This window comes from Paenibacillus sinopodophylli (assembly GCF_005930355.1).
Lineage (GTDB): Bacteria > Bacillota > Bacilli > Paenibacillales > Paenibacillaceae > Pristimantibacillus > Pristimantibacillus sinopodophylli.
This window is the reverse complement of the sequence record NZ_VDBO01000003.1, coordinates 439,204-458,984: the sequence shown is the minus strand read 5'-3', so window position 1 is coordinate 458,984 and position 19,781 is coordinate 439,204. Positions and strand designations below refer to the sequence as shown.

At 42.9% G+C, this 19,781-nt stretch carries 12 protein-coding genes and 2 pseudogenes; 11 read left to right on the top strand and 3 right to left on the bottom strand.

Going from position 1 to position 19,781, the window contains the following annotated elements; genetic code table 11:
- Positions 1-28 precede the first annotated feature (28 nt).
- The gene (locus FGT79_RS16905; protein WP_342778497.1) at positions 29-349 is read left to right on the top strand and encodes a hypothetical protein; all 321 of its coding nucleotides are present in this window, start codon (positions 29-31) and stop codon (positions 347-349) included.
- 102 nt (positions 350-451) lie between these two features.
- Here FGT79_RS16905 and tnpC read toward each other — a convergent pair.
- Positions 452-1,894, bottom strand: a pseudogene (gene tnpC, locus FGT79_RS31930) (IS66 family transposase).
- A 514-nt stretch (positions 1,895-2,408) separates the two neighbouring features.
- A complete protein-coding gene (locus FGT79_RS16890) occupies positions 2,409-3,323 on the bottom strand; it encodes a helix-turn-helix transcriptional regulator (protein WP_138753980.1) in 915 nt (304 codons plus the stop codon).
- 97 nt (positions 3,324-3,420) lie between these two features.
- Here FGT79_RS16890 and FGT79_RS16885 point away from each other — a divergent pair, with 97 nt between their 5' ends.
- From FGT79_RS16885 to FGT79_RS32575, 8 genes and pseudogenes are all read left to right on the top strand, one after another.
- Entirely contained in the window at positions 3,421-4,365 is a 945-nt protein-coding gene (locus FGT79_RS16885) for an alpha/beta fold hydrolase (RefSeq protein ID WP_138753979.1), read from the top strand.
- A gap of 828 nt (positions 4,366-5,193) precedes the next feature.
- Positions 5,194-6,366 (top strand): nucleotidyltransferase family protein, encoded by a 1,173-nt coding sequence (locus FGT79_RS16880; RefSeq protein ID WP_138753978.1) that lies wholly within the window; start codon positions 5,194-5,196, stop codon positions 6,364-6,366.
- 38 nt (positions 6,367-6,404) lie between these two features.
- On the top strand, positions 6,405-7,442 hold the full coding sequence (locus FGT79_RS16875; RefSeq protein WP_138753977.1) for a phosphoenolpyruvate carboxykinase (ATP): 1,038 nt from the start codon (positions 6,405-6,407) through the stop codon (positions 7,440-7,442).
- 1 nt (position 7,443) lies between these two features.
- Complete coding sequence (locus FGT79_RS16870; protein WP_138753976.1) at positions 7,444-7,863, top strand: hypothetical protein; 420 nt, start codon at positions 7,444-7,446, stop codon at positions 7,861-7,863.
- A gap of 4 nt (positions 7,864-7,867) precedes the next feature.
- A complete protein-coding gene (locus FGT79_RS16865) occupies positions 7,868-8,533 on the top strand; it encodes a glycosyltransferase family A protein (protein WP_138753975.1) in 666 nt (221 codons plus the stop codon).
- Complete coding sequence (locus FGT79_RS16860; protein WP_138753974.1) at positions 8,530-9,381, top strand: glycosyltransferase family A protein; 852 nt, start codon at positions 8,530-8,532, stop codon at positions 9,379-9,381. The genes FGT79_RS16865 and FGT79_RS16860 overlap by 4 nt, the downstream gene beginning before the upstream one ends.
- 134 nt (positions 9,382-9,515) lie before the next feature.
- Complete coding sequence (locus tag FGT79_RS31925; protein WP_425465024.1) at positions 9,516-11,138, top strand: ATP-binding cassette domain-containing protein; 1,623 nt, start codon at positions 9,516-9,518, stop codon at positions 11,136-11,138.
- A pseudogene (locus FGT79_RS32575) lies at positions 11,137-11,253 on the top strand (phage tail protein); the annotation flags it as partial. The gene FGT79_RS31925 and the pseudogene FGT79_RS32575, both read left to right, overlap by 2 nt.
- Positions 11,254-11,629: 376 nt before the next feature.
- Here the strand turns inward: FGT79_RS32575 and FGT79_RS16845 are convergent.
- Positions 11,630-12,334 (bottom strand): MBL fold metallo-hydrolase, encoded by a 705-nt coding sequence (locus FGT79_RS16845; protein WP_138753972.1) that lies wholly within the window; start codon positions 12,332-12,334, stop codon positions 11,630-11,632.
- Between the two features lie 370 nt (positions 12,335-12,704).
- Here FGT79_RS16845 and FGT79_RS16840 point away from each other — a divergent pair, with 370 nt between their 5' ends.
- Positions 12,705-14,750 (top strand): methyl-accepting chemotaxis protein, encoded by a 2,046-nt coding sequence (locus tag FGT79_RS16840; RefSeq protein WP_138753971.1) that lies wholly within the window; start codon positions 12,705-12,707, stop codon positions 14,748-14,750.
- A 383-nt stretch (positions 14,751-15,133) separates the two neighbouring features.
- Complete coding sequence (locus tag FGT79_RS16835; RefSeq protein WP_171056287.1) at positions 15,134-19,702, top strand: hemoblobin-interacting domain-containing protein; 4,569 nt, start codon at positions 15,134-15,136, stop codon at positions 19,700-19,702.
- The last annotated feature ends 79 nt before the right edge of the window (positions 19,703-19,781 follow it).

The window sequence follows — 19,781 nt, the reverse complement described above, 5'->3', positions numbered from 1 at the left end:
AGGGAACAAGCTTAGTTATAGTCTATTCATTATATTCATTGCGTCTTCGTGGACAACTCCTTATTCAACCGTTAACGCGGCAGATGGACCCCAGTCCTCGCTGACCGTTCAGTCCATTTCTGCGGGGACTTATCATATGTTGGCCTTAATGAGTGACGGAACGGTTATGTCTTGGGGCCGGAATGTTAGCGGACAACTGGGAGTAGGGGGGACGGGTAACCGGGGCTACGCTTCAGCAGTCAAAGACGGGAACGGACAGCTTTTGTCTGATGTTGTAGCTGTTTCAGCGGCCTTACAGCATTTAAGAGGGCATTGCATAGCCATTGATAATAAATGGACTAAATTTTAATGGTTGTAAATTAAATAGCTAATTATTAATCAAACCCATATCTATATAGATATGGGTTTTCATTTTATGGTACATAGATACAAGGTTACTACTTAGGTACCCTTAGAAGCTGAATTGACCCCTGAAAGCAGAAGCGAGTGAAGAGAGAATCGGAAGGTTTTGTTTGCGGAACGTAGAGATAACACTGCGGATACGTGCAAATTGCTCTGCATTTGTAAACGTTCGAAAGGAGCCTGATACTTTAATTTTAATTTTTGCCATGCGAATATCATGCTCGGCTTGATTGTTGTCAAAGGGAACGTTCTCATCTCGAATAAAACGAAGAATGGCTTCTTTATGAAGCTTAAATCGCTGTCCTAGGTTTGCAGCTTTACTCTTTTTCTTTCTTCCTGCTGAACGTATGCGTTCTGTATGTTCTCCAGTATCCCATTCTTGCTGACCTTCAATAAGAATGTCATCATAGCGCATTTCCATAGTTTGGAGTAACTCTTCTTCGAGAGGTATTCCTGCTGTGCGAGCTTGCTTCACGACTTCCCAGCTCTCTTGAAGAAACTCTTTCATTTGAGTGGCTCAAGGCTGTTTATCATAGGTTTCAATCCCTATGCATTCGCGTAACAAATGGGCGTTACATAAAGCATGGATAAAACAGTAGACTTCTTTGAAGTACGTGGCGTAGCAATCATGCACCAGTGTGTTTGTGAAGCGAGGTAAGAAGTCCAGTTCCTTGATCGCTTTGCTTCCACGGCTTTCATGTACGCCGAGCAATGTCCAATCTGAATTGGACATGACGTGTAGCCAGTGACCTTTCCCATCTACTCGCAAGCCTGTTTCATCGGCATGTACGATAGGGCTATGTAATAACTGATTTCGAATGACATCTTCGAGAGGTTCTAGTACTTCGGACATTTTCTTAATGGAAGTAAGTAAAGTAGCTTCACTCGGTCGATAACCGGTAAGATCATGGAAGAATTGAGAGATTCGCTCCAACGGAATTATCTGATACATATTTAAGTAGGTAGCCCATGAGGCGACGCTTGCTCCATACTGAGTAGGCGCTTTAATCTCAGCTGGGAATGACGCCTGTTGCAAGGTATGACAGTTTGGACAGCATTTCTTCTGAACACGATGCTCAGTCACGACAATTCGTGGCTTGGGTAGATCGAACACCTGACGCTTCTCCCATTCAAGTCCCGGTTCATCTTCGAGCGAACTAGCACACAGTAAACATGTTGAAATGGTATATTCAACGGTTTTATCCGGCAGGCTTGAGAAGCGTAACGTATGACCTTCGTGACCTTTAGGTGCGCACTTCTTTCCACTTGGCTTACGTTGATTAACAGGTTTACGCATGCCGTCACTGGAAGGTGGTTTACTGCTGTTTTTTGAGTTTTGACCCAGTTGTCTTTCCAAATCTTTCACTCTGTCTTCAAGTTGCTCGATTCGCTCGGCTTGATGCTCAATGGTTTGAGTTAGCATCGTGATAAAGGCCGCAATTTCTGCGTCTCCTTTACTGATTCCTAAGATTTGCTCTGGCGTTAGCTTCACGATGTAACCTCTTTTCCGTTCTCTTATTTGTTTTCTTTTCTACTTTAATTTCCAAAAGTTTAATATAGTGGTACCTAAGTAGTAACTAGAAAAGTATTTTGTGATTTAAACAAGTTTATGGTTTGGATCGATAATTTGTATTTATAAGTTATATCGTAATCGGTATAACTAATTATTTAAATAAAATTAGTTGTGAAGGAGCCAACCAGCATATGAGATTGAAGTCTATAAAGATAGATATGGTAATTCAGAACAAAAAAATTGTCTTTGCGATCTTAAGCCACGGTTGTAAAAAGGAATCAAGGATGCACAAATTATACTTGATCAAAAACTCTATAATAAAGGGCATCCAAGCGGGTGCCCTTCATTTCGCTCTATACATGATAAGGTGAACACCACCATAAATGACGGCGAAAAGTTGAGTTGAAGTTTGAAGCTTCAATACTAAATCTATAAAGCAGCACATAAAGACCCAACTCCAGTGGAATCGGTCCAATATGCCGGGACGAGTCCATTAGTAGGAATAGTTCTCCATCATTTGATATAAATAACTCCGAAAGTCTTCAACATAAGTTTGGGGCTCTACAACTTTTAGCTGAGTGCCGAAGCCTGCTAAAAACTGAAATCCCATATGAGTTTGCGGGACATACATGGTTGCTAATAAAGATCCAGAACGATGATCTTCAATACTTTTTCGACCATACCTTTCGATGATTTGATATTTTATGCTAGGCGATATCCATGCCTTAATCGTGACGAATTGTGGTAGATAACTTGCTTCGTGTTCCTGCTCTGACCAATCGTCTCTAGGAAGACACGCGCGTTCATCCATAGTAATATGATCGATTCGAGATAACTTGAATGTTCGATATCCCTGACGATGTAAACAGAATCCTCTCAAGTACCAACTCGATTCGCTAAAATGCAGCTCATAGGGCTCGACCATTCTATTCGTTACAGCCCCGTCTTTATCTGTATAATCAAACGAAACCTGCCTTTTCTTTAAAATGGATTCTTGACATGTCTTTAGGGTTTCAAGAATCTCGGACCGACCTTCCCAATTATAAAACGACAGTTGAATGGAACGATTCAGAGACAATGGACTAACCATTGCCTCTATTTTTTTTATCGTTCTTTCAACTTCTTCCGTACGGAGAATTTGTTCCAATCCGCCAAGCGCAGTTAATATATTCTGTAAATCGGAGCTGCTTAAAAGGCGTTTATCAATCTTGTATTCATCCATTATGCCGTAGCCGCCTTTGGCCCCATTGACAGAGTAAATTGGGATGTTCGATAAGCTCAATGTTTCCATATCGCGAAGGATCGTTCTTTTGGAAACATTGAATAGTTGTGAGAATTCCGTTGTAGAAACAATCTTTTTTTTCAGCAATATCATGATAATCGAAATGAGTCTCTCCACTTTGTCCATAATTGCCCTCTTTTTTCTAAATGATTTCAGAATGGTGACAATAAGGTGTCACCTATTGTCCATTATACTACATGTATTACAAGAAGGAGGTAATTACATGTTTATTCCAACCGATTTTCCAAAGCCTACCCTTATTTCAGTCAACGGTGTGAAACTTGAAGTTTTTGAAGCAGGCCGACAAAATGCCGGAAAACCCATTGTCCTCTGTCACGGCTGGCCAGAGCATGCCTTTTCTTGGCGCCATCAGATGGCCGCCCTTGCCGCAGCGGGCTACCACGTCATCGTCCCAAACCAGCGGGGTTACGGCAACTCATCCCGTCCGACTGAAGTGACAGACTATGACATTGAACATTTGTCGGGTGATCTTATCGCACTACTCGATTACTACGGATACGAAGATGCCACCTTTATCGGTCATGATTGGGGTGCAATGGTCGTTTGGGGACTGACCTTATTGCATCCAAATCGTGTAAACAAAGTGATAAATCTGAGCTTGCCTTACCAAGAGCGCGGAGAAAAACCCTGGATCGAGTTCATGGAAGAAATATTTGGCAGCGACTTCTATTTCGTCCACTTCAATCGACAGCCAGGTGTTGCAGACGCTGTATTAGAAGACCATACATTCCAGTTCCTTCGCAACATGTACCGGAAGAACGAGCCACTTCGAGCGCCCGAGCCGGGAATGATGATGATTAATCTAGCCAACGCAGAAACACCACTGGGTGAGCCCTTGATGAGCGACAGCGAACTGGCTGTTTTCGTCTCTGCCTTTGAAACATCAGGGTTCACGGGCAGCATAAATTGGTACAGGAACCTTGACCGCAACTGGCGCTTATTGGCGGATGTGAACCCAATTATCCAACAGCCTACTCTCATGATCTTCGGCGACCGGGATGTGGTTCAGAGGTCTGAAAGCTTGTCAAAATTCGTACCCAATGTGGAAGTGGTCAATCTGGATTGCGGTCATTGGATTCAACAAGAAAAGCCAGAAGAAACAAACCAAGTAATTCTGAGATGGCTGGAACAGCAGGATGCTACCTAGTTCTTAGAGCATTTCAAGGTTGAGCCTGCTCTCCGCTTGACCGGAGGGTGGAATGAGACGCGCGGTCACCGTCTTCGTGGTGACTAATTGGACACCGCTACCCCGGTAGGGCTAGGACGTGCCTCCTAAAGGCGCGGCGGTCGTGAGCCGTGCGGGTGGCGTTCGGTGTATGGGAAATATATATCGAATAGCCCGACCATCTTTTTTCACGTTTCCCGCATGTTCCACCAAGGCGACATAAAGGAGAACGTCCATTGTAGACGGAACTGAGAAAACCACCAACGCCATTTCTGGTAATTGGTGGTTTTCGTCTATATGGATTCAATTATGCGGAATCACCAAGTAGGGAGGTTTCCGTATTTACTTCAGCCCAGCAATTATACAATTTAAGCAACGTTGCCTAATAAACGTCAATGGATTGCCCGATTAACCCATTATCAGCAGCCTGACTATGAATGACTTGCCCAATGAGTCTTTACTTTATAAACAATGCCTAATAAGACTATAGGATTTATTTCGACAAAAGGTCTGATGACCAAAGAGCATTCTAGTTTTAGGAGGCTGTACATAGGAACAAAACCAAAAATTCATTTCTTTCATTATTCTTTCATAACAATCTGTTATAATTCCAAAAGTAATAAATGGAATGAATAAAAGTGGAAAAATGAAGCGAACGTTAATAGATTTCTTGACTGTCGCATTATTATTGTCATTCATCTTGGGTGGAGGAGGCCTATACGTAGCGATTGGGCATTATCTTTTGGCGGAAACAATAAAGATTTATAATGTTATAATCATTAGTGTATTAAAGCCACAAAAGAGGAATGGATGAAAAGAATAGATATGAATAGTGAGATTGAAAAAGAGTTGCAGAAACGGCTACTTGTTCCGAGCGAGCAAAGATTACTGTCACTCCTATTTAAGGAACACGTCAATATAGAAGAAATAGAGGACCAGCTTCAAGGTCTGAATATGGATACGGGTAATCATAACTATCTGCTGATGTTAGCTCATTTTGGGTATAATGTCGATTGGATAGGATTTCCGGAGCATGTCATCCCGCAATTAAAAGGTATCTATCGCTATTATCAGGTGGAGAATGCACTGATGCTGCAGAAACTTTTTATGAGCATACAAAAGTTGAATGAAAACAATATATACCCGTTGCTTTTAAAGGGAGCCGCAATGCGTCTGCATTTTGCCTCGGGAGTATCTAGAATGATGGCTGATATAGACTTTGCGCTTGAGGGCAAGCAATATGAAAAAGCGGTGTCGATTTTTCAAGATATGGGTGCGGAGTATATAGTAGAAGCAAAGCATTCCATTACATATAAGTTGGGAAAGACAGAGTTTGATATTCATCATGTTATTTTTAAAAACAATCTCGAAAAGGGCAGTGATATTTGGGAGAGAGTTGAACAGATTGAGGTTAATAGCTGTCAATTCAGAGTATTGTCACCGGTAGACATGTTTGTTCATATACTAGATTCGCAATCCAGATGCATATTTGTTGATGAGATGCCAGAACGTCGGATGAAATGGTTATTTGATGCAAAAATGGTGTTGAAAATGATGCCTGGCACGGATTGGACAGCAGTAGCAAAGCGCGCGAATGAACTGCATTGTAGCTATCGGGTTCACTTGATGATGAAATTATTTGCAGCCTGTTTTCCAGAGGACATTTCGTTAGAGGATGTATCGAACTTATTTGCAGTGGATAGTGGATATGCCAAATGGCTGAAAGACGCAATGGATTTTTATGAGACCATTGTGCCCTATATGAAAGAACGACGTGCGGACGAAAATAGCTCAATCACGCTGCGGGTCATACGTTTAAGAATAAAATACAAACCCATCAGAAAGGAGTACAGGTATTATTCTCACGAATTAAAAAAATTAGAATCGGGTATGTGTTTTGCAAGATATGTTGCGGACCTTTACCATTTGAATAGACCCGTGAAATTGTATCGGAAATATCTTTCACGGTTAAAACTTCGTTAATTGAAACAAATACTATGCGAGAAAAGAGAGAATAATGGATGGATAATGAAAAAGCTACAATATCCAATTTCTTTGAAAATGTTAACAAACGAATTTTGAAGAAAAACGGGATTCTCTATAAGAACTTGCAAATCGGATTAGCAGGTAAGGTTCTTGAAATTCGATATTGGGATGACATAGAGGTTTCATTAATACGATCATCTCTTTTGGGAAGAGTACTTGCAAAAGAGCAGCACGTAGTGTCGGATGCAGTGATCTGGTGCTATACAGATGATGTTAATAGGTATATTCCCGATTCGTTTCGCGATAAGCCGCTGCCAGAAGGAGCAATAACCGACGTATATCAGGGAAAGGATACAACGGGATGCATCAAGGTTACTAGAAGTACGGAGATGGAGGGTGCCGACTACATCAGAAAGACCTATTATTTCTGCAGACAAGCAGGCACTGATTATGATGATTGCATGTTGGGACATCCACTTATAAGATGTTTTTATTTTTGGGCAGAGCAGGAGAATTTATTGATTCTGCATTCCGCTGCAGTAGGATTTCATCAAAAGGGAGTATTGATAAGTGCGCGGGGCGGTGCTGGAAAGTCAACTTTATCGGTGAGTTGCTTGCTTGAGGGATTAGATTTTGTGGCAGATGATTATGTTATGATGCGTGAAGTGGGAGAACGAAATGCACTGCCACTATATACAATGGTTGGATTGAATTCGGACATGTATCAGATTTTGAAACCGAGCATGCCTGTTATCAAGACAGAGGAAAAGCGCAACGGGAAGAAGTTCTTTGATGCATCCGCCTATCCTTTTCAAGAAGAATTACCGATTAAAGCTATATTGTGTCCAACTGTTACAGAGGGAAGCGAGCCAATAATTGTGCCGACGGACCGAGGTTCAGTATTGGTGAAATTGGTTCATTCCAGTGTAAGTCAGATTGGCGGACGAAGAGATACAGAAATGGTTAAGAGAATGATGGACAGATTGAAGGATTTACCCGTTTATGAGTTCCGTTTAAGTAAAGACCTTAAAAAGAATGTAACCGTATTGCAGAACTTTATGGAGGGACTTTAACATGTATAAATTAAACGAAGAGAAGATGTTTTATGATATGGCTGACGGGCAGGCCATTGTAATCAATTTTGTTACTGGAATGTATTATGGAGCAAGTGCTCTTGGATCGATGGTTTTAGATGCGTTGATGCAAGGTCAGGAACCGAAACAGATTGTCGATACAATCAAAAATAATGAAGGCTGTGTGGTGGATATTGATCAGCGTGTAGAGCGGTTTATTGCTGCGCTTACGGAAAAGGAAATTTTTATTTCAGATAATCAACCTTACAGCCAGGAATCATTGGGTCATTTTGTCGTAGTTAATGGAGATTACAGCCTTGAACTGAATGAATTCGCGGAGGTTCAAGATCTTCTGTTGGCAGACCCCGTACATGATGTGGAAGCAGATATGGGATGGCCTAAGCTAAAAGAAGAGGATTAATATAATGAAGCTATCTATTATTATGCCTGTATACAATGCGGGATGTTATTTAGAAGAAGCAGTGGAATCGATATCGAGCCAGACCTGGAATGGTGAGAAGGAAATTATTATTGTAGATGATCAATCAGAAGATCATTCCTTTACCACAGCCCAAAGATTGGGTGATCGTGTGATCTCGGTGAAACATGGTGGTGCAGCAAAGGCAAGGAATGTCGGACTCAAGATGGCTTGTGGGGATTATATACTGTTTCTGGATGCAGATGATGTTTTGTCGCAGGATGCATTGGAAAATCTTTTTACTGCCATGGAAGATGATTCGAACTGTGAGGTTGTATATGGAAAGGCAAAAGATTTTGTATCGCAGGAGTTATCGAGTGAACAAAGGATGAAACTGAAGGCAAGAGAAAACGGTTATGGCGGTGTATTGCCGGGCTGTGCGCTTATTAAAAAAACGGTTTTTGATTGGAACGGCTACTTCGATGAAAATCTTTCAAGTGGAGAAACGGTAGACTGGATGATGAATTTGAAGGAAACAGGAGCCGTGGTTCGGGAAATCAATCAAGTAACGTTAAGACGGCGCCTTCATATGACTAATACAGGACGTTTGAAACGTGAGGAAGAAATGAAAAATTATGCAGCTATTTTGAGGAAAAGGATGTCAAAGGAATGAAACCGTTAGTATCCATAATAACGCCAATCTATAATGCCATGCCTTATTTAAATACCTTCTTAGATTCTGTAGAAAACCAGACCTATGCGCCGTTAGAACTTATACTGGTAGATGACGGATCTACCGATGATTCACTCTCGGTCCTTACAGAGCGGGCAGTTATAATGGAAGCAAAAGGTATATCGGTGATAGTTCTATCCCAAAACCATGCAGGACAGGTGGCTGCTGTAAATCTGGCACTTCCGAGTGTCCACGGCGTATTTTTAACCTGGTGCGATGCGGATGACTACTGGACGGAGGACAGTATTGAAAAGAAGGTGGAGTGTCTTCTAACTCATCTTGATATTAATATGGTGCGAAGCAATGGCCTGATCAAAGATGAGACAGAGAATCCGATTATGTATAGAGAAAAAGAAAACCAGCCGTTTTTGTCCGATATATTTGATGATTTGTTCCATGAGCGTATCTTGGAACTTGCGGGCCGATTTATGGTGCGAACGGAAGCCTTGTTTTCCTGTTATCCGAATCGTCAGATTCCAGCATCCAATGTGGATCAGAATCCGCAGCTGCTGCTTCCAATCGCGAGCAGAAGCAAGTGTGCTTATCTAAACGAGGAGCTGCATGTATATTGCAGGAGAAGCAGCGGCCATTCTAGTACGAAGCGTAGTTTCACGGAAACTATGAAACGGATTGAAGATATCAAGCAGCTTTATTTAAGTATTTTGCCTTATTGTGAATGTGATCAAGCGTATTATCACAAAGAAGTGGATAATATGATTGCTGCATTTAAGAAGACCTTAATGCAAACTACGGCCATGATAGCAAGAAATAGAACGAGCAACGAGTGAAGATTGAAATTAGCGTAAAGTAGTTTTAATGGACTATATGAAGAAAGCGGCGACTTGCCTTGAATAAATCACTCGGAGTAAATTTACTTACATTATGGAACCTGTTTGGTCGAAAGCGACAGGTTCAATTTTGCGTGCTTGTCTTTTTTTATGTGATAGGTGCAGTGTTAGAGACCGCAAGCATTTCACTTATTTTCCCCTTTGTTTCTGCCATTCTAGAAGGGGATCATGAGAGTATAAGCAAAGTTGCTTTTTTTGCGGGAATTGTTTTTATATGTTTTCTAGTAAAAAACGTGTTTGTATATGGGTTAGGAATTATAAAGCGCAAATATATCGTTAACCATTATAAGGATACAAGCAAGTCATTGTTGCGCACGTACCTGGATCAAGATTATCAATCTTTCACTGATGAAGATTCGTCGGCTCTTATTAATAATATTAACAAATATACAGGCTCCATCTTCCTGAGTATACAGAATATGCTCGAATTTATTGCAGAAGCTGTAGTCATTCTCATGCTTTTGGCTTACATGTGCGTCCTAAATATCAATATTTCGGCGGCTTTGATTCTGGTGTATGCTCTTATCATGACCTTGTTCCATCGGTTTATTTATACTAAAGTGCGAGATACCGCAAAACGTTCCAATCACAGTTTTGACCGAATGAGTGCAGTTACAAGAGAGGCCATAAATGGTATCAAGGAAGTAAAATTGTATCACGCAAAAGAAGCAGTGGAGCATCTCTATGAAGGGTATATCAAGGAGAATGTAACCTTAGAAGTAAAGCAGACTGTCTATTCCACGTTGCCTAGACATCTGATTGAATTGATTACGGTGGCTTGTATGTTGATGGCGTTTCTTGCTGTTTATGTAACGAATGGCTCCTCTGAGGACGTCATGTCGAAAATGGCCATCCTAGCCTTGATTCTAATTAGAGTTATGCCAGGAGTGACCAGAATAAATGGTTATTTATCTTCTTTGTATGCCAACTCCTCCGTTTTGGATCGAATGGACGGAGGTTTCTACGAGAAGATCCAAGGGATACTAAAGGAAGACAAACAAAGCAAGTCGCATGCCGCAAATGATCAAGACAAAGATACACGTTCTACAGGCAGATTTAATGAGGGCAGCAAAATAGTATGTAGTAATCTGTCTTTTTCCTATGAGAATGGAAATGAAGTTTTGAAGAAAATAAGTATTGAGATTCCTTGTGGTGCTATCATCGGTTTAAGGGGGCCCTCCGGAATAGGCAAAAGTACACTGTTAAATCTGTTGACAGGTCTTCTTGTGCCAAGCGACGGAAGACTCGAAGTGGAGCATGGAGATGGAACGACGGAGCAACTTAGCGAGGTAAAGCTTCGTTTCGGATATCTTCCGCAAAAAGTATTTTTGTTGAATGCAACCTTGAAGGAAAATATTATTTTCTATCGGGACTATAATAAAGAAAAAATGAAGCATGCTATATCGGTAGCTCAATTAGCAGATATGATTGCAGGGTTAAGTCATGGCGAAAACACCAATCTTGGTGAAAACGGAATCTTTCTTTCTGGGGGACAGTGCCAACGCGTGGGCCTAGCGAGGGCGGTGTACGATTCTCCGGATATCTTGGTGTTGGACGAGGGAACATCTGCATTAGACGAATGCCTTGAAGAGGAAGTGATGAGAGCCGTGTCTGGATTAAATAATCAGACTGTTATCATTGCATCTCATCGAGAGTCAACTTTAAAGTATTGTGATTTCGTTTATGATTTGAAATGAAGCACGTGATATTGAGTTTGCGTCCAAACCTTTGGAAACGTCACAGTTTCAAGTGGACAATATCAAATTTGCTTATGTCTTTTATGAGGACGGTCTAAGGATCAACGTCATGTATGGAAGGGAGTTTTATTAATTACCTCTGTGTGGCTGCAGCTCCTGCTCTAGCACGCTTCGCGTAATTCGGGTGACGAATTTTCTTGAGAAGAAGTGAGGTGCTTGGGTGAGCAGCCAATTCTGAACGCTAAGACAACGGCTTCAGGGCTTATGAGCGCTTTGGAAGCGGAATAGTTGGTACTGAGCGTAAGCGGGCAAGCATAGAACAAAGGGGTTGAAGCAGCATTTAAGTAAATCAGCGATCTATAAAAAGTGAGTCCTGTGAATCAGGTTTAAATATAGTGGAGTTGGATGTGGATGAGACTACCTCAAGCAGTTAAAAAATCCAGGCCATCCCACAAAGGATGGCCTTTAAGCTTGCCGCTATAGATAGCGAATTAAAGTATTCTAACGATATGTTCAGAAACCGCTGGATATTGTTCGAATAGGTTCAAATCATGGAATGGAAGCGGGATTAAACCGCTGTGGTGAGCATCGTTCAAAAACCTTTCGTTATGTTCTGTATTCGAATAAACACCAATGGGACGATTACTTATCATATTATCGCAACAATAGCATTCATCGCCCGTTATGATGTAGTTGTTATCATTCGCTTCAAAATAAAGAACAGATGAACCATTACTATGACCGCCGATAACTTTGAATCTGAAGAGATCGTCGATAACATATTCATCTTCAACGGTTACCACATGGCATTGAAGCAGCTTTTCTTTAACTGCTTGCGAGCATTGATTTAATGCGTGTTCATAGTCAATTTTGGAGATAATGATTTCAGGTGTGTTGAACAAGTCAAGATTTTCAATGTGATCAAAGTGACTATGAGTGATGATAACCGTATCAACGAGACTTAGGTCATCAATGATGCTACCGAGCTCATTTTCAACGCCTGTAAACGTAATACCCCATTGAATGGCTGCATGCTCATCACGGAATCCCGTATCAATGAAAATAGTTTTATGATTATGCTTGGCAATATAATACGACCACGCAATCTTAACGATTGCCTCCGAATGATTCGTATCACGGTATATATACTTTAGCTGAAACGAAGATTCCCCAAATCTCACAGCATAAAGCTCCATTTAATTAAATCAACTCCTTTAATTTGGTTTTAATTACTATTCTTCACATATCGCTATAATCCTTTTTAAAATTGTCCTCTCGGTTGTTGCGAAAAAATTGTAAAAATATATGCGTATTTAAACAGTACCAATTCTAACAAGTGTCACTAAACCATTTCCAAACAAAATAGAGCTGCTTTGAGTTTTAGTTAATTCCAACAAAAAATTGCAGCAACAGCAATGGCTCTGGTCTCCTCTATTCTCTTCAATGCTTCACGTATAAAGACACTTTCAGCGTTTCTTCAGCGGAGCTTAAGTTAAGGTTCATATGTAAAAATTTAAAATATACTATAATGGCGGTAATCGATTTTCAGATGAAGGAGACATCTAGATGAAATCCGTTAAAAAGTTATTTTATTCTAAGTTTAAGTTCGGCTCAGTCAGAAACAAATTAGTTATCTCATTTATGCTTATCCTGTTGGTACCTAGCTTAGCAATTGGAAGTTTTTCTTACATAACTGCAAAAAATAAAGTGGACGATCAGCTGCAGAGCATGGCTGCAACCGATATTTCTCTTGTTAGTAAGATGGTCGATCAATACATACAAGCCAAGATTGGTGATGTAAATACGTTGTCGCAGCAGCTAGCGATTGAACCGACTAGTGAGCAGTTGAATATGTATGCACAGAACCACCCAGAGGTTGAAGCTGTCACCCTTGTTCAAAGCAGCGGAGAATATGTATATGCGCCTAGCAGTCTGAAGCTTGCCTCGGATTACAATCCGAAGGAAAGTACCTTCTACACGCAAGCGATTCAGAGCAAGGACGAGGTCGTCATTACGGAGCCGTATACTTCTACGGAAACGGGAAATACGGTTGTTGCTATAGCGAAGGCTGAGAGTAACGGGCAGTCGGTAGTCGCCGTCGTGCTTAGTTTGGAAGAGCTGAAGCAAACCGTCAGTGATGTGAAAATCGGTGAGAATGGTTTTATTATTATTGTCAGCTCCGCGAGCTTCGCCATTATTCCTCCTCCATGGGGAGTTGGGGAAGTACAAGAAGGAATGGATAGCGCGGCGGGTACAGAGGCCACCAATGTGAACGCAGCCGAGGAACCAACAGCTGATGAAGCTAATCAACCACCAAATATGTTTAGTGACGAGTCAGGTAAAATTGAACAGACATCTCCAGATGGTGATTCTCGGCGTTTGATCTACATTACGAATGTTTTAACGGGTTGGAAAATTGCAGGTGATCGCTCTCCAAGTGAAGTTACACGTACTGCGGCTCCGATTCTAAACAATACGCTGATTGTAATTGTGTTGTTCATACTTATTGGGTCATGTCTAATGTTCTTCATCATTCGTTCGATCACAAAGCCTTTGAAGGCTTTAACAGAAACATCCCAAATTATTAGTCAGGGAGACTTGAGCCAGCGCGTGGACGTTAAGGCGAAAAACGAGTTTGGTGAGCTTGGTGCCAGCTTTAATCTAATGGTCGATTCCCTTCGAACGGTTTTATCCGAAGTGGGTCATTCAGCTAATCAGTTAGCAGCTTCGTCAGAACAGCTGTCAGCAAGCGCGGGACAAACCGCATCGGCAACGGAGCATATCGCGGGTGCAATTGAGCAGATGGCGGATGGTGCTAATAATCAAGTAAATCTAGTTGACGAGAGTGCGCGAACAATCAATGACGTTTCGGGTAAAATACAGCAAATTGTCAAAAATGCGCATACGGCTGCAATGATGACGGAGCAGGTTTCGGTGAAATCAACGGAAGGCGGACAAGCTGTTCAAAGCGCTGTGAAGCAAATGGGCTCGATAAACCATTCAGTCGATGGATTGTCTGACGTCATTAGTCATTTGGTGCATACATCGACGGAGATTGGACAAATTATTGAAGCGATTTCGTCTATATCTCAGCAAACCAACCTACTAGCGTTAAATGCAGCAATTGAGGCAGCTAGGGCAGGGGAACAAGGTCGCGGATTTGCTGTCGTTGCGGGAGAAGTGAGGAAGTTAGCTGAGCAATCATCACAGTCGACAGAGAAAGTCGCTGCTCTGATCGTCGCCATTCGTGAAGAAATCAGTGAAGTGGAGAATTCGATGCGCGTAACGACGAAAGAAGTGAGCGTAGGCATGAATGTCGTTCAGCAGGCGGGGAGGCTATTCGCTGAGATTGAGCGTTCTGTTGACGAGGTGGATAATCAGGTTCGCGAGGTAACAGTGACGGCTGAGCAGATTTCTACAGGGACGACGCAAGTCGTGAAGGCGATTGGGGACATCTCTCAGGTTTCACAATCGACTGCGGCTGGCGCACAGACGGTATCGGCTGCAACGGAAGAGCAACTGGCTTCAATGGAAGATATATCTTCATCCTCGTCGCATTTGACCCGTATGGCAGTAGAACTGCAAGCGGTTGTAGATAAGTTTAAGCTATAATCATTTTGCGTCAGAAGGTGCCATAAGGGCACCTTTTTCTTATGGCAGCGTGCACAGAGGTAAGAGAATTAGCTTAAGCTGCAAATAAATCCTGCGCGTTACCAAATCCCGCAGCCTTTGTGCTGCGTGGGTTTGGGCTATTTGCCGTTAATTTTTTTTATTATTCTTTTATTTCAATTTGTTACCCTTAATCATAACTATGTTTTATGCTGAAAGGGGTAACTGCAATGATATTTACTGCAAGAATGAAGAAATTTTTATTAGTAAAGCTTTCTATGATTTTAATGTTTTCTACTTTACTCTCTGTCATTTCACTGTCATCCCCATCTATACCGCGCGCCGAGGCAGCGCCAACATGGGTCCCATGCGGTATGGAAGGAGGTATGTGTTATTTTACCGGTACGGGGGTTGTGGGTTACGGGGATAACTACATCAATAATAGTAAAAAAATAGCCTCGAGAAGCTACACGTTGTCCGACGGTTCTTCTACAGAGGGTGTCAGTTGCTTAAGCGCTGAGTTTGGTGCGATATATCAATTATATGGCTCGTGTTACATTCTTATTGACCCTGAAGCGGAGCTTGATGCCGATTTGTCTACGTCTACTAGCGAGGATAACAAAACGGTTACCGTTTTGTTTGCCGTCAAAGAAACGCAGGTAGGCACAATAGCCGACCTCAAGAGCAAAATTAGAGTTAAAAGAACGGATGAAACAGATTTTCATGAGCTTGGTCCAGAGGATACCGTCAGCAATGTAACCTCTGCCACCCCTGGTTTTTTTCTGATAGAGACGAGTAATCTTCATATTACGTTTAAAGACCCGCTAATGGGGACGGATAACCAGTTGCTTATTGAAGCTGGAGCGCTTGTGAGCGGTCAGGGAACCGTTTTCGATAGACCAATAGTAATTGACGTAATGGAGAATGATCTCGGTAGCTGGGAATTAGTAGGCAACCGAGGCTTATCAACGGGAATGTCCATGGGAGGCTTAGGGATGGCCGTGCTGGATGGCACTCCTTATATGGCTTATATTGATAGTGCCTATAGTTATAAACTCTTTGTTAAAAAATACAATGGTAATAACTGGGTTTCAGTAGATAGTGGAGGCTTATCAGCGGGGTATACTTCGGCATTTACTATGATTTCCTCCGGCGGAAGTTTGTACTTAACTTATTATGATTTTAGTGACTCCAAGCTGTATATCAAAAAGTATGATGGAAGTAATTGGTCGTCTTTAGACGTTGGAAGTAATGTGCAAATTCCTTTAGACGGAAAGGGTTTGTTCTCCTTAGCGGTCTATAATAATAAGCCTTACATCGCTTATTCGGATAAGGCAAACGGCAATCGATTAACAGTAAAGTCTTACAATGGGAACGATTGGGATTTGTTGGGCGTTAGCGGATTCTCGCAGGACCCGGTATCGCACATTTCCCTCGTGATCTCCAAAGGTATTCCATACGTGGCCTACCGTAACGAATTTCCGTTTTTTGTGAGGGGGCTCGGTTGGACGTTTGCACCTTCTGGTTGGGCTAAGAAGTTCGATCAGGCAAGCAATAGTTGGTCTGATCTAGGGAAATTCTCTAATGACAACCCAGAGATGACGAAGCTGCTCGTAAAGGACGATATTCCCTATGTGGCTTATCATGATATTGTAAGCGGGGTAACTGGAACTAAGGTTGCAGTCAAGAAGCTCGAGGCAAGCGGCGACTGGTCCATAGTAGATGGTTACGGGTCAATAAGCAATGAGTCCGACTATAGCTTCTATGCCTTCGAGGGAACATTTTATGTAACTTATATTGCAAAGGGCAAGACGGTTGTTAAGAAGCTAGTGGGAAGCCAGTGGGTTAGCGTAGGCAACTCAGGAATAACGGAGATGGGAGCAACCTATACCTCCCTATACGTTGATAATGAGGTGCCTTATTTAGCGACTTCATCACCAAGCTTCAGCAATAATGGTATTAGTAGCTTTAGACCAGATGTTTATAAATTTCAGCTGAATACGCCTGCCCTAACGGCAGATTTGACAAATTACAATACGGTAAGCCCCGTTGTGGTTACCTTCCCAGATTCAGCGGCATGGCGGAGCGCCATTACGGCGGTAAAGGATGGAACGGTTACGCTGGCTCCTGAGACGTACACGATTAGTGCAGGGAAAATCACCTTTAACACGGGAACGCTCGGTCTGGGCAGTCATTCCATTACGATATCGGCGCCACCGCACTATAAAGAGGCAAAGGTAGACTTAACTGTGTTTTTGAAAAAGCCGACCGTTACCGCAGATACGTTGCAAAACGATGTCGGGCACCCTATTGAGCTCTCATTCCCGGATGATGCGGTATGGCGTGACGCAATAACAGAAATCAAAGACGGAACGACGGCAATAACCGACTATACCATTATTCCTGGGAAGATTATTTTTCCAGAGGGTGTCCTTGCGGAAGGTAATCACACCTTAACGATTACAGCAACCAATTACTCGGACATTATTGTGGATCAGCAAGTTACGCTCATTCCTTCTCCGGCGCTAACAGCTGACACAACGGATAATAGTGCGGCAAACCCACTAGAAATTACGTTCCCAGACGATGAAGCGTGGCGGGACGCCATTACGGCGGTAAAGGATGGTACGACGACGTTGCCGTTGTCCAAATACAGTATAGATGCGGGAAAAATTACGTTTAAAGCAGGGGTGCTCACGCTTGGCGATCATGCCATTAGTGTATTTGCAGAAAGGTATGCGAATGCGACGGTCACTCAACGGGTGGGCATGAAGCCGCCAACAATAACAGCTAATACGACAAATAATGATGCAGCGAGCATGATTGAAGTTTCATTCCCGGATGACCCGGCATGGCGTGGAGCAATTACGGCAATTAAGAATGGCACGACTACTTTGTCGGCAGGGGCTTATACCGTTGCTTCTGGCAAGATTACATTTAACGCTGGCGTGCTCTCTACAGGTAGCCATACACTCACAATAGAGGCCTTCAATTATGCAGACGTGACATTCCAACAAGACATTCTGACGGGCTTGATGGAATTGAGCAATCTAAGCCTAAGCGGCGGTTTGCTCCAGTTTAATGCGGCTACAATAAATTATTCATTAAGCGTAGCTAGCCATGTGGCGAGTGTAACGGTCACACCGACAGCTGCCAATACGACTGCAATTGTGACTGTCGCCGCCAATAGTGGAGCGGGAGAGCGAGTAATTAGCGGGCAGTCTAGTTCGGTCATTCCTTTACATGCAGGGTTGAATATTATAACGGTGGTCGTAACCTCGCAGGATGGCCTCACTTCGAAGACATACACGATTGAAGTGTATAAGGTTAGCGATGACGCGTTGCTATCTAATATAACAGTGGATCAAGTGTCGTTAACATTTGTACCGTCCATACTGGAGTACAGCATAGATGTGCCTAACGCAGCGGAGAGTCTCGGCTTCTCTGTAACCAAAGCAAATACAAAACAAATGCTAGCGGTTACGGGAGCGGATGAGATATCGGTAACGGGCAGCGTGTATACTTACAGCGCTACTCATTTGGCTGTGGGGACAAACGTTATTGAAATTCATGTAATGGCGCAGGACGGATTGACAGTCATTCCGTATCGCCTTCTTGTGAACCGTGCGCTGGCGGTTAGCGGAAATGCGGATTTGAAGAGTATAACGCTATCAAACGGTACTCTGACTCCCACTTTTGCAGCAGGGACGACCGAGTATACTTCCCGCGTGGATTATGCCATAGATAACCTTACTCTTACAGCTAGCTTGGATGACACGAAGGCAACTATGACCATTAAGGGTGTTCCAACATCAAATGGTCAACCGAGCAGTTCAATTGGTCTAAACGTAGGTGCTAATCTTGTCCCTATTATTGTTACGGCAGAGAATGGCACAAGCAAGACGTATTGGGTTACTATAACTCGTAATGCACAGGCAGAATTACCAGGTGGTGGTGGCACTGGAGGAAGCGGCGGCGGTGCCGCCGAGCCAGTCTCCACGCCGGTTACATCGAATAACGGTCAGTTAACGATTCCGAAAGACAAGTCGGGTGAAGTAAGCCTGCAGAATGAAGTTAAGGTTTTCATCCCTGAGGATGCTTCGTCCCAAGCTATTCATATTCAAATAGAAAAGCTGCTGGACACTCAACATTTAGTTAGCGCTAAAGAGGTTTTAGTGAGTCCGATTTTTGAAATTCTAAAAAATTTCTCGGACAACTTCAATCTGCCGGTTACGTTAACTTTTGCATTCGATCCTGCGAGCCTGACTGGAAACCAGAAGCCAGTGGTATTCTATTATGACGAACTGAAGAAGGTATGGGTGAAAGTAGGAGGCGTAGTAAACGGTACACAAATCGTCGTGGAGGTAGACCATTTCACAAAATTTGCGGTGTTTGCTGTCAGTGATTCGCCAGAGGTTCCAACGGCAGTTAACATAAGCGATATATCTGGTCACTGGGCGGAGGCTAACATTAAACAGGCCGTGAGTGAAGGAATCGTGACTGGTTATCCAAACGGTACGTTTAAGCCCAATCATTCCATTACACGAGCAGAGTTTGTCGTCATGCTGGCGAATGCGTTCAAGCTTCAAGGAAATGAAGCAGAGCTAACTTTTGCTGATTCAAGCAAGATTGGCACATGGGCGCGCAAAGCTGTTTCGTTAGCGGTACAAGAGGGGATTATTTCTGGCTATGAGGATGGCAGCTTCCGTCCGAATGCAGCGATTACGCGCGAAGAGATGGCGGTCATGATTGCCAAAGCGCTGGGTAAATCGAGCGATGCGAATGCTGTAATCGGCTTCGCCGACGAGCGGGATATTGCCTTGTGGGCTAGGGGCAGCGTGGCTTATGTGAAAGAAGCGGGAATTGTGAACGGGAAGGGCGATAACCGCTTTGCGCCACAAGATCATACAACGAGAGCCGAGGCTGTGGCTGTTTTGCTTAGAGCCCGGGATTAAAGCTTGTATGTTTGAAACGCGATAACAAAGGAAGGCACTCCATGCGAGTGCCTTTTTCATTAGCTAAAGCTCTAGTGAC

Bases quoted from the DNA above. Each gene is read 5' to 3' on its own strand.
- FGT79_RS16835 (WP_171056287.1), top strand. From the start codon at position 15,134: ATGTGTTATTTTACCGGTACGGGGGTTGTGGGTTACGGGGATAACTAC.
- FGT79_RS16890 (WP_138753980.1), bottom strand. From the start codon at position 3,323: ATGGACAAAGTGGAGAGACTCATTTCGATTATCATGATATTGCTGAAA.
- FGT79_RS16885 (WP_138753979.1), top strand. From the start codon at position 3,421: ATGTTTATTCCAACCGATTTTCCAAAGCCTACCCTTATTTCAGTCAAC.
- FGT79_RS16865 (WP_138753975.1), top strand. From the start codon at position 7,868: ATGAAGCTATCTATTATTATGCCTGTATACAATGCGGGATGTTATTTA.
- FGT79_RS16845 (WP_138753972.1), bottom strand. From the start codon at position 12,334: ATGGAGCTTTATGCTGTGAGATTTGGGGAATCTTCGTTTCAGCTAAAG.
- FGT79_RS16860 (WP_138753974.1), top strand. From the start codon at position 8,530: ATGAAACCGTTAGTATCCATAATAACGCCAATCTATAATGCCATGCCT.
- FGT79_RS16840 (WP_138753971.1), top strand. From the start codon at position 12,705: ATGAAATCCGTTAAAAAGTTATTTTATTCTAAGTTTAAGTTCGGCTCA.
- FGT79_RS16880 (WP_138753978.1), top strand. From the start codon at position 5,194: ATGAAAAGAATAGATATGAATAGTGAGATTGAAAAAGAGTTGCAGAAA.
- FGT79_RS16875 (WP_138753977.1), top strand. From the start codon at position 6,405: ATGGATAATGAAAAAGCTACAATATCCAATTTCTTTGAAAATGTTAAC.
- FGT79_RS16870 (WP_138753976.1), top strand. From the start codon at position 7,444: ATGTATAAATTAAACGAAGAGAAGATGTTTTATGATATGGCTGACGGG.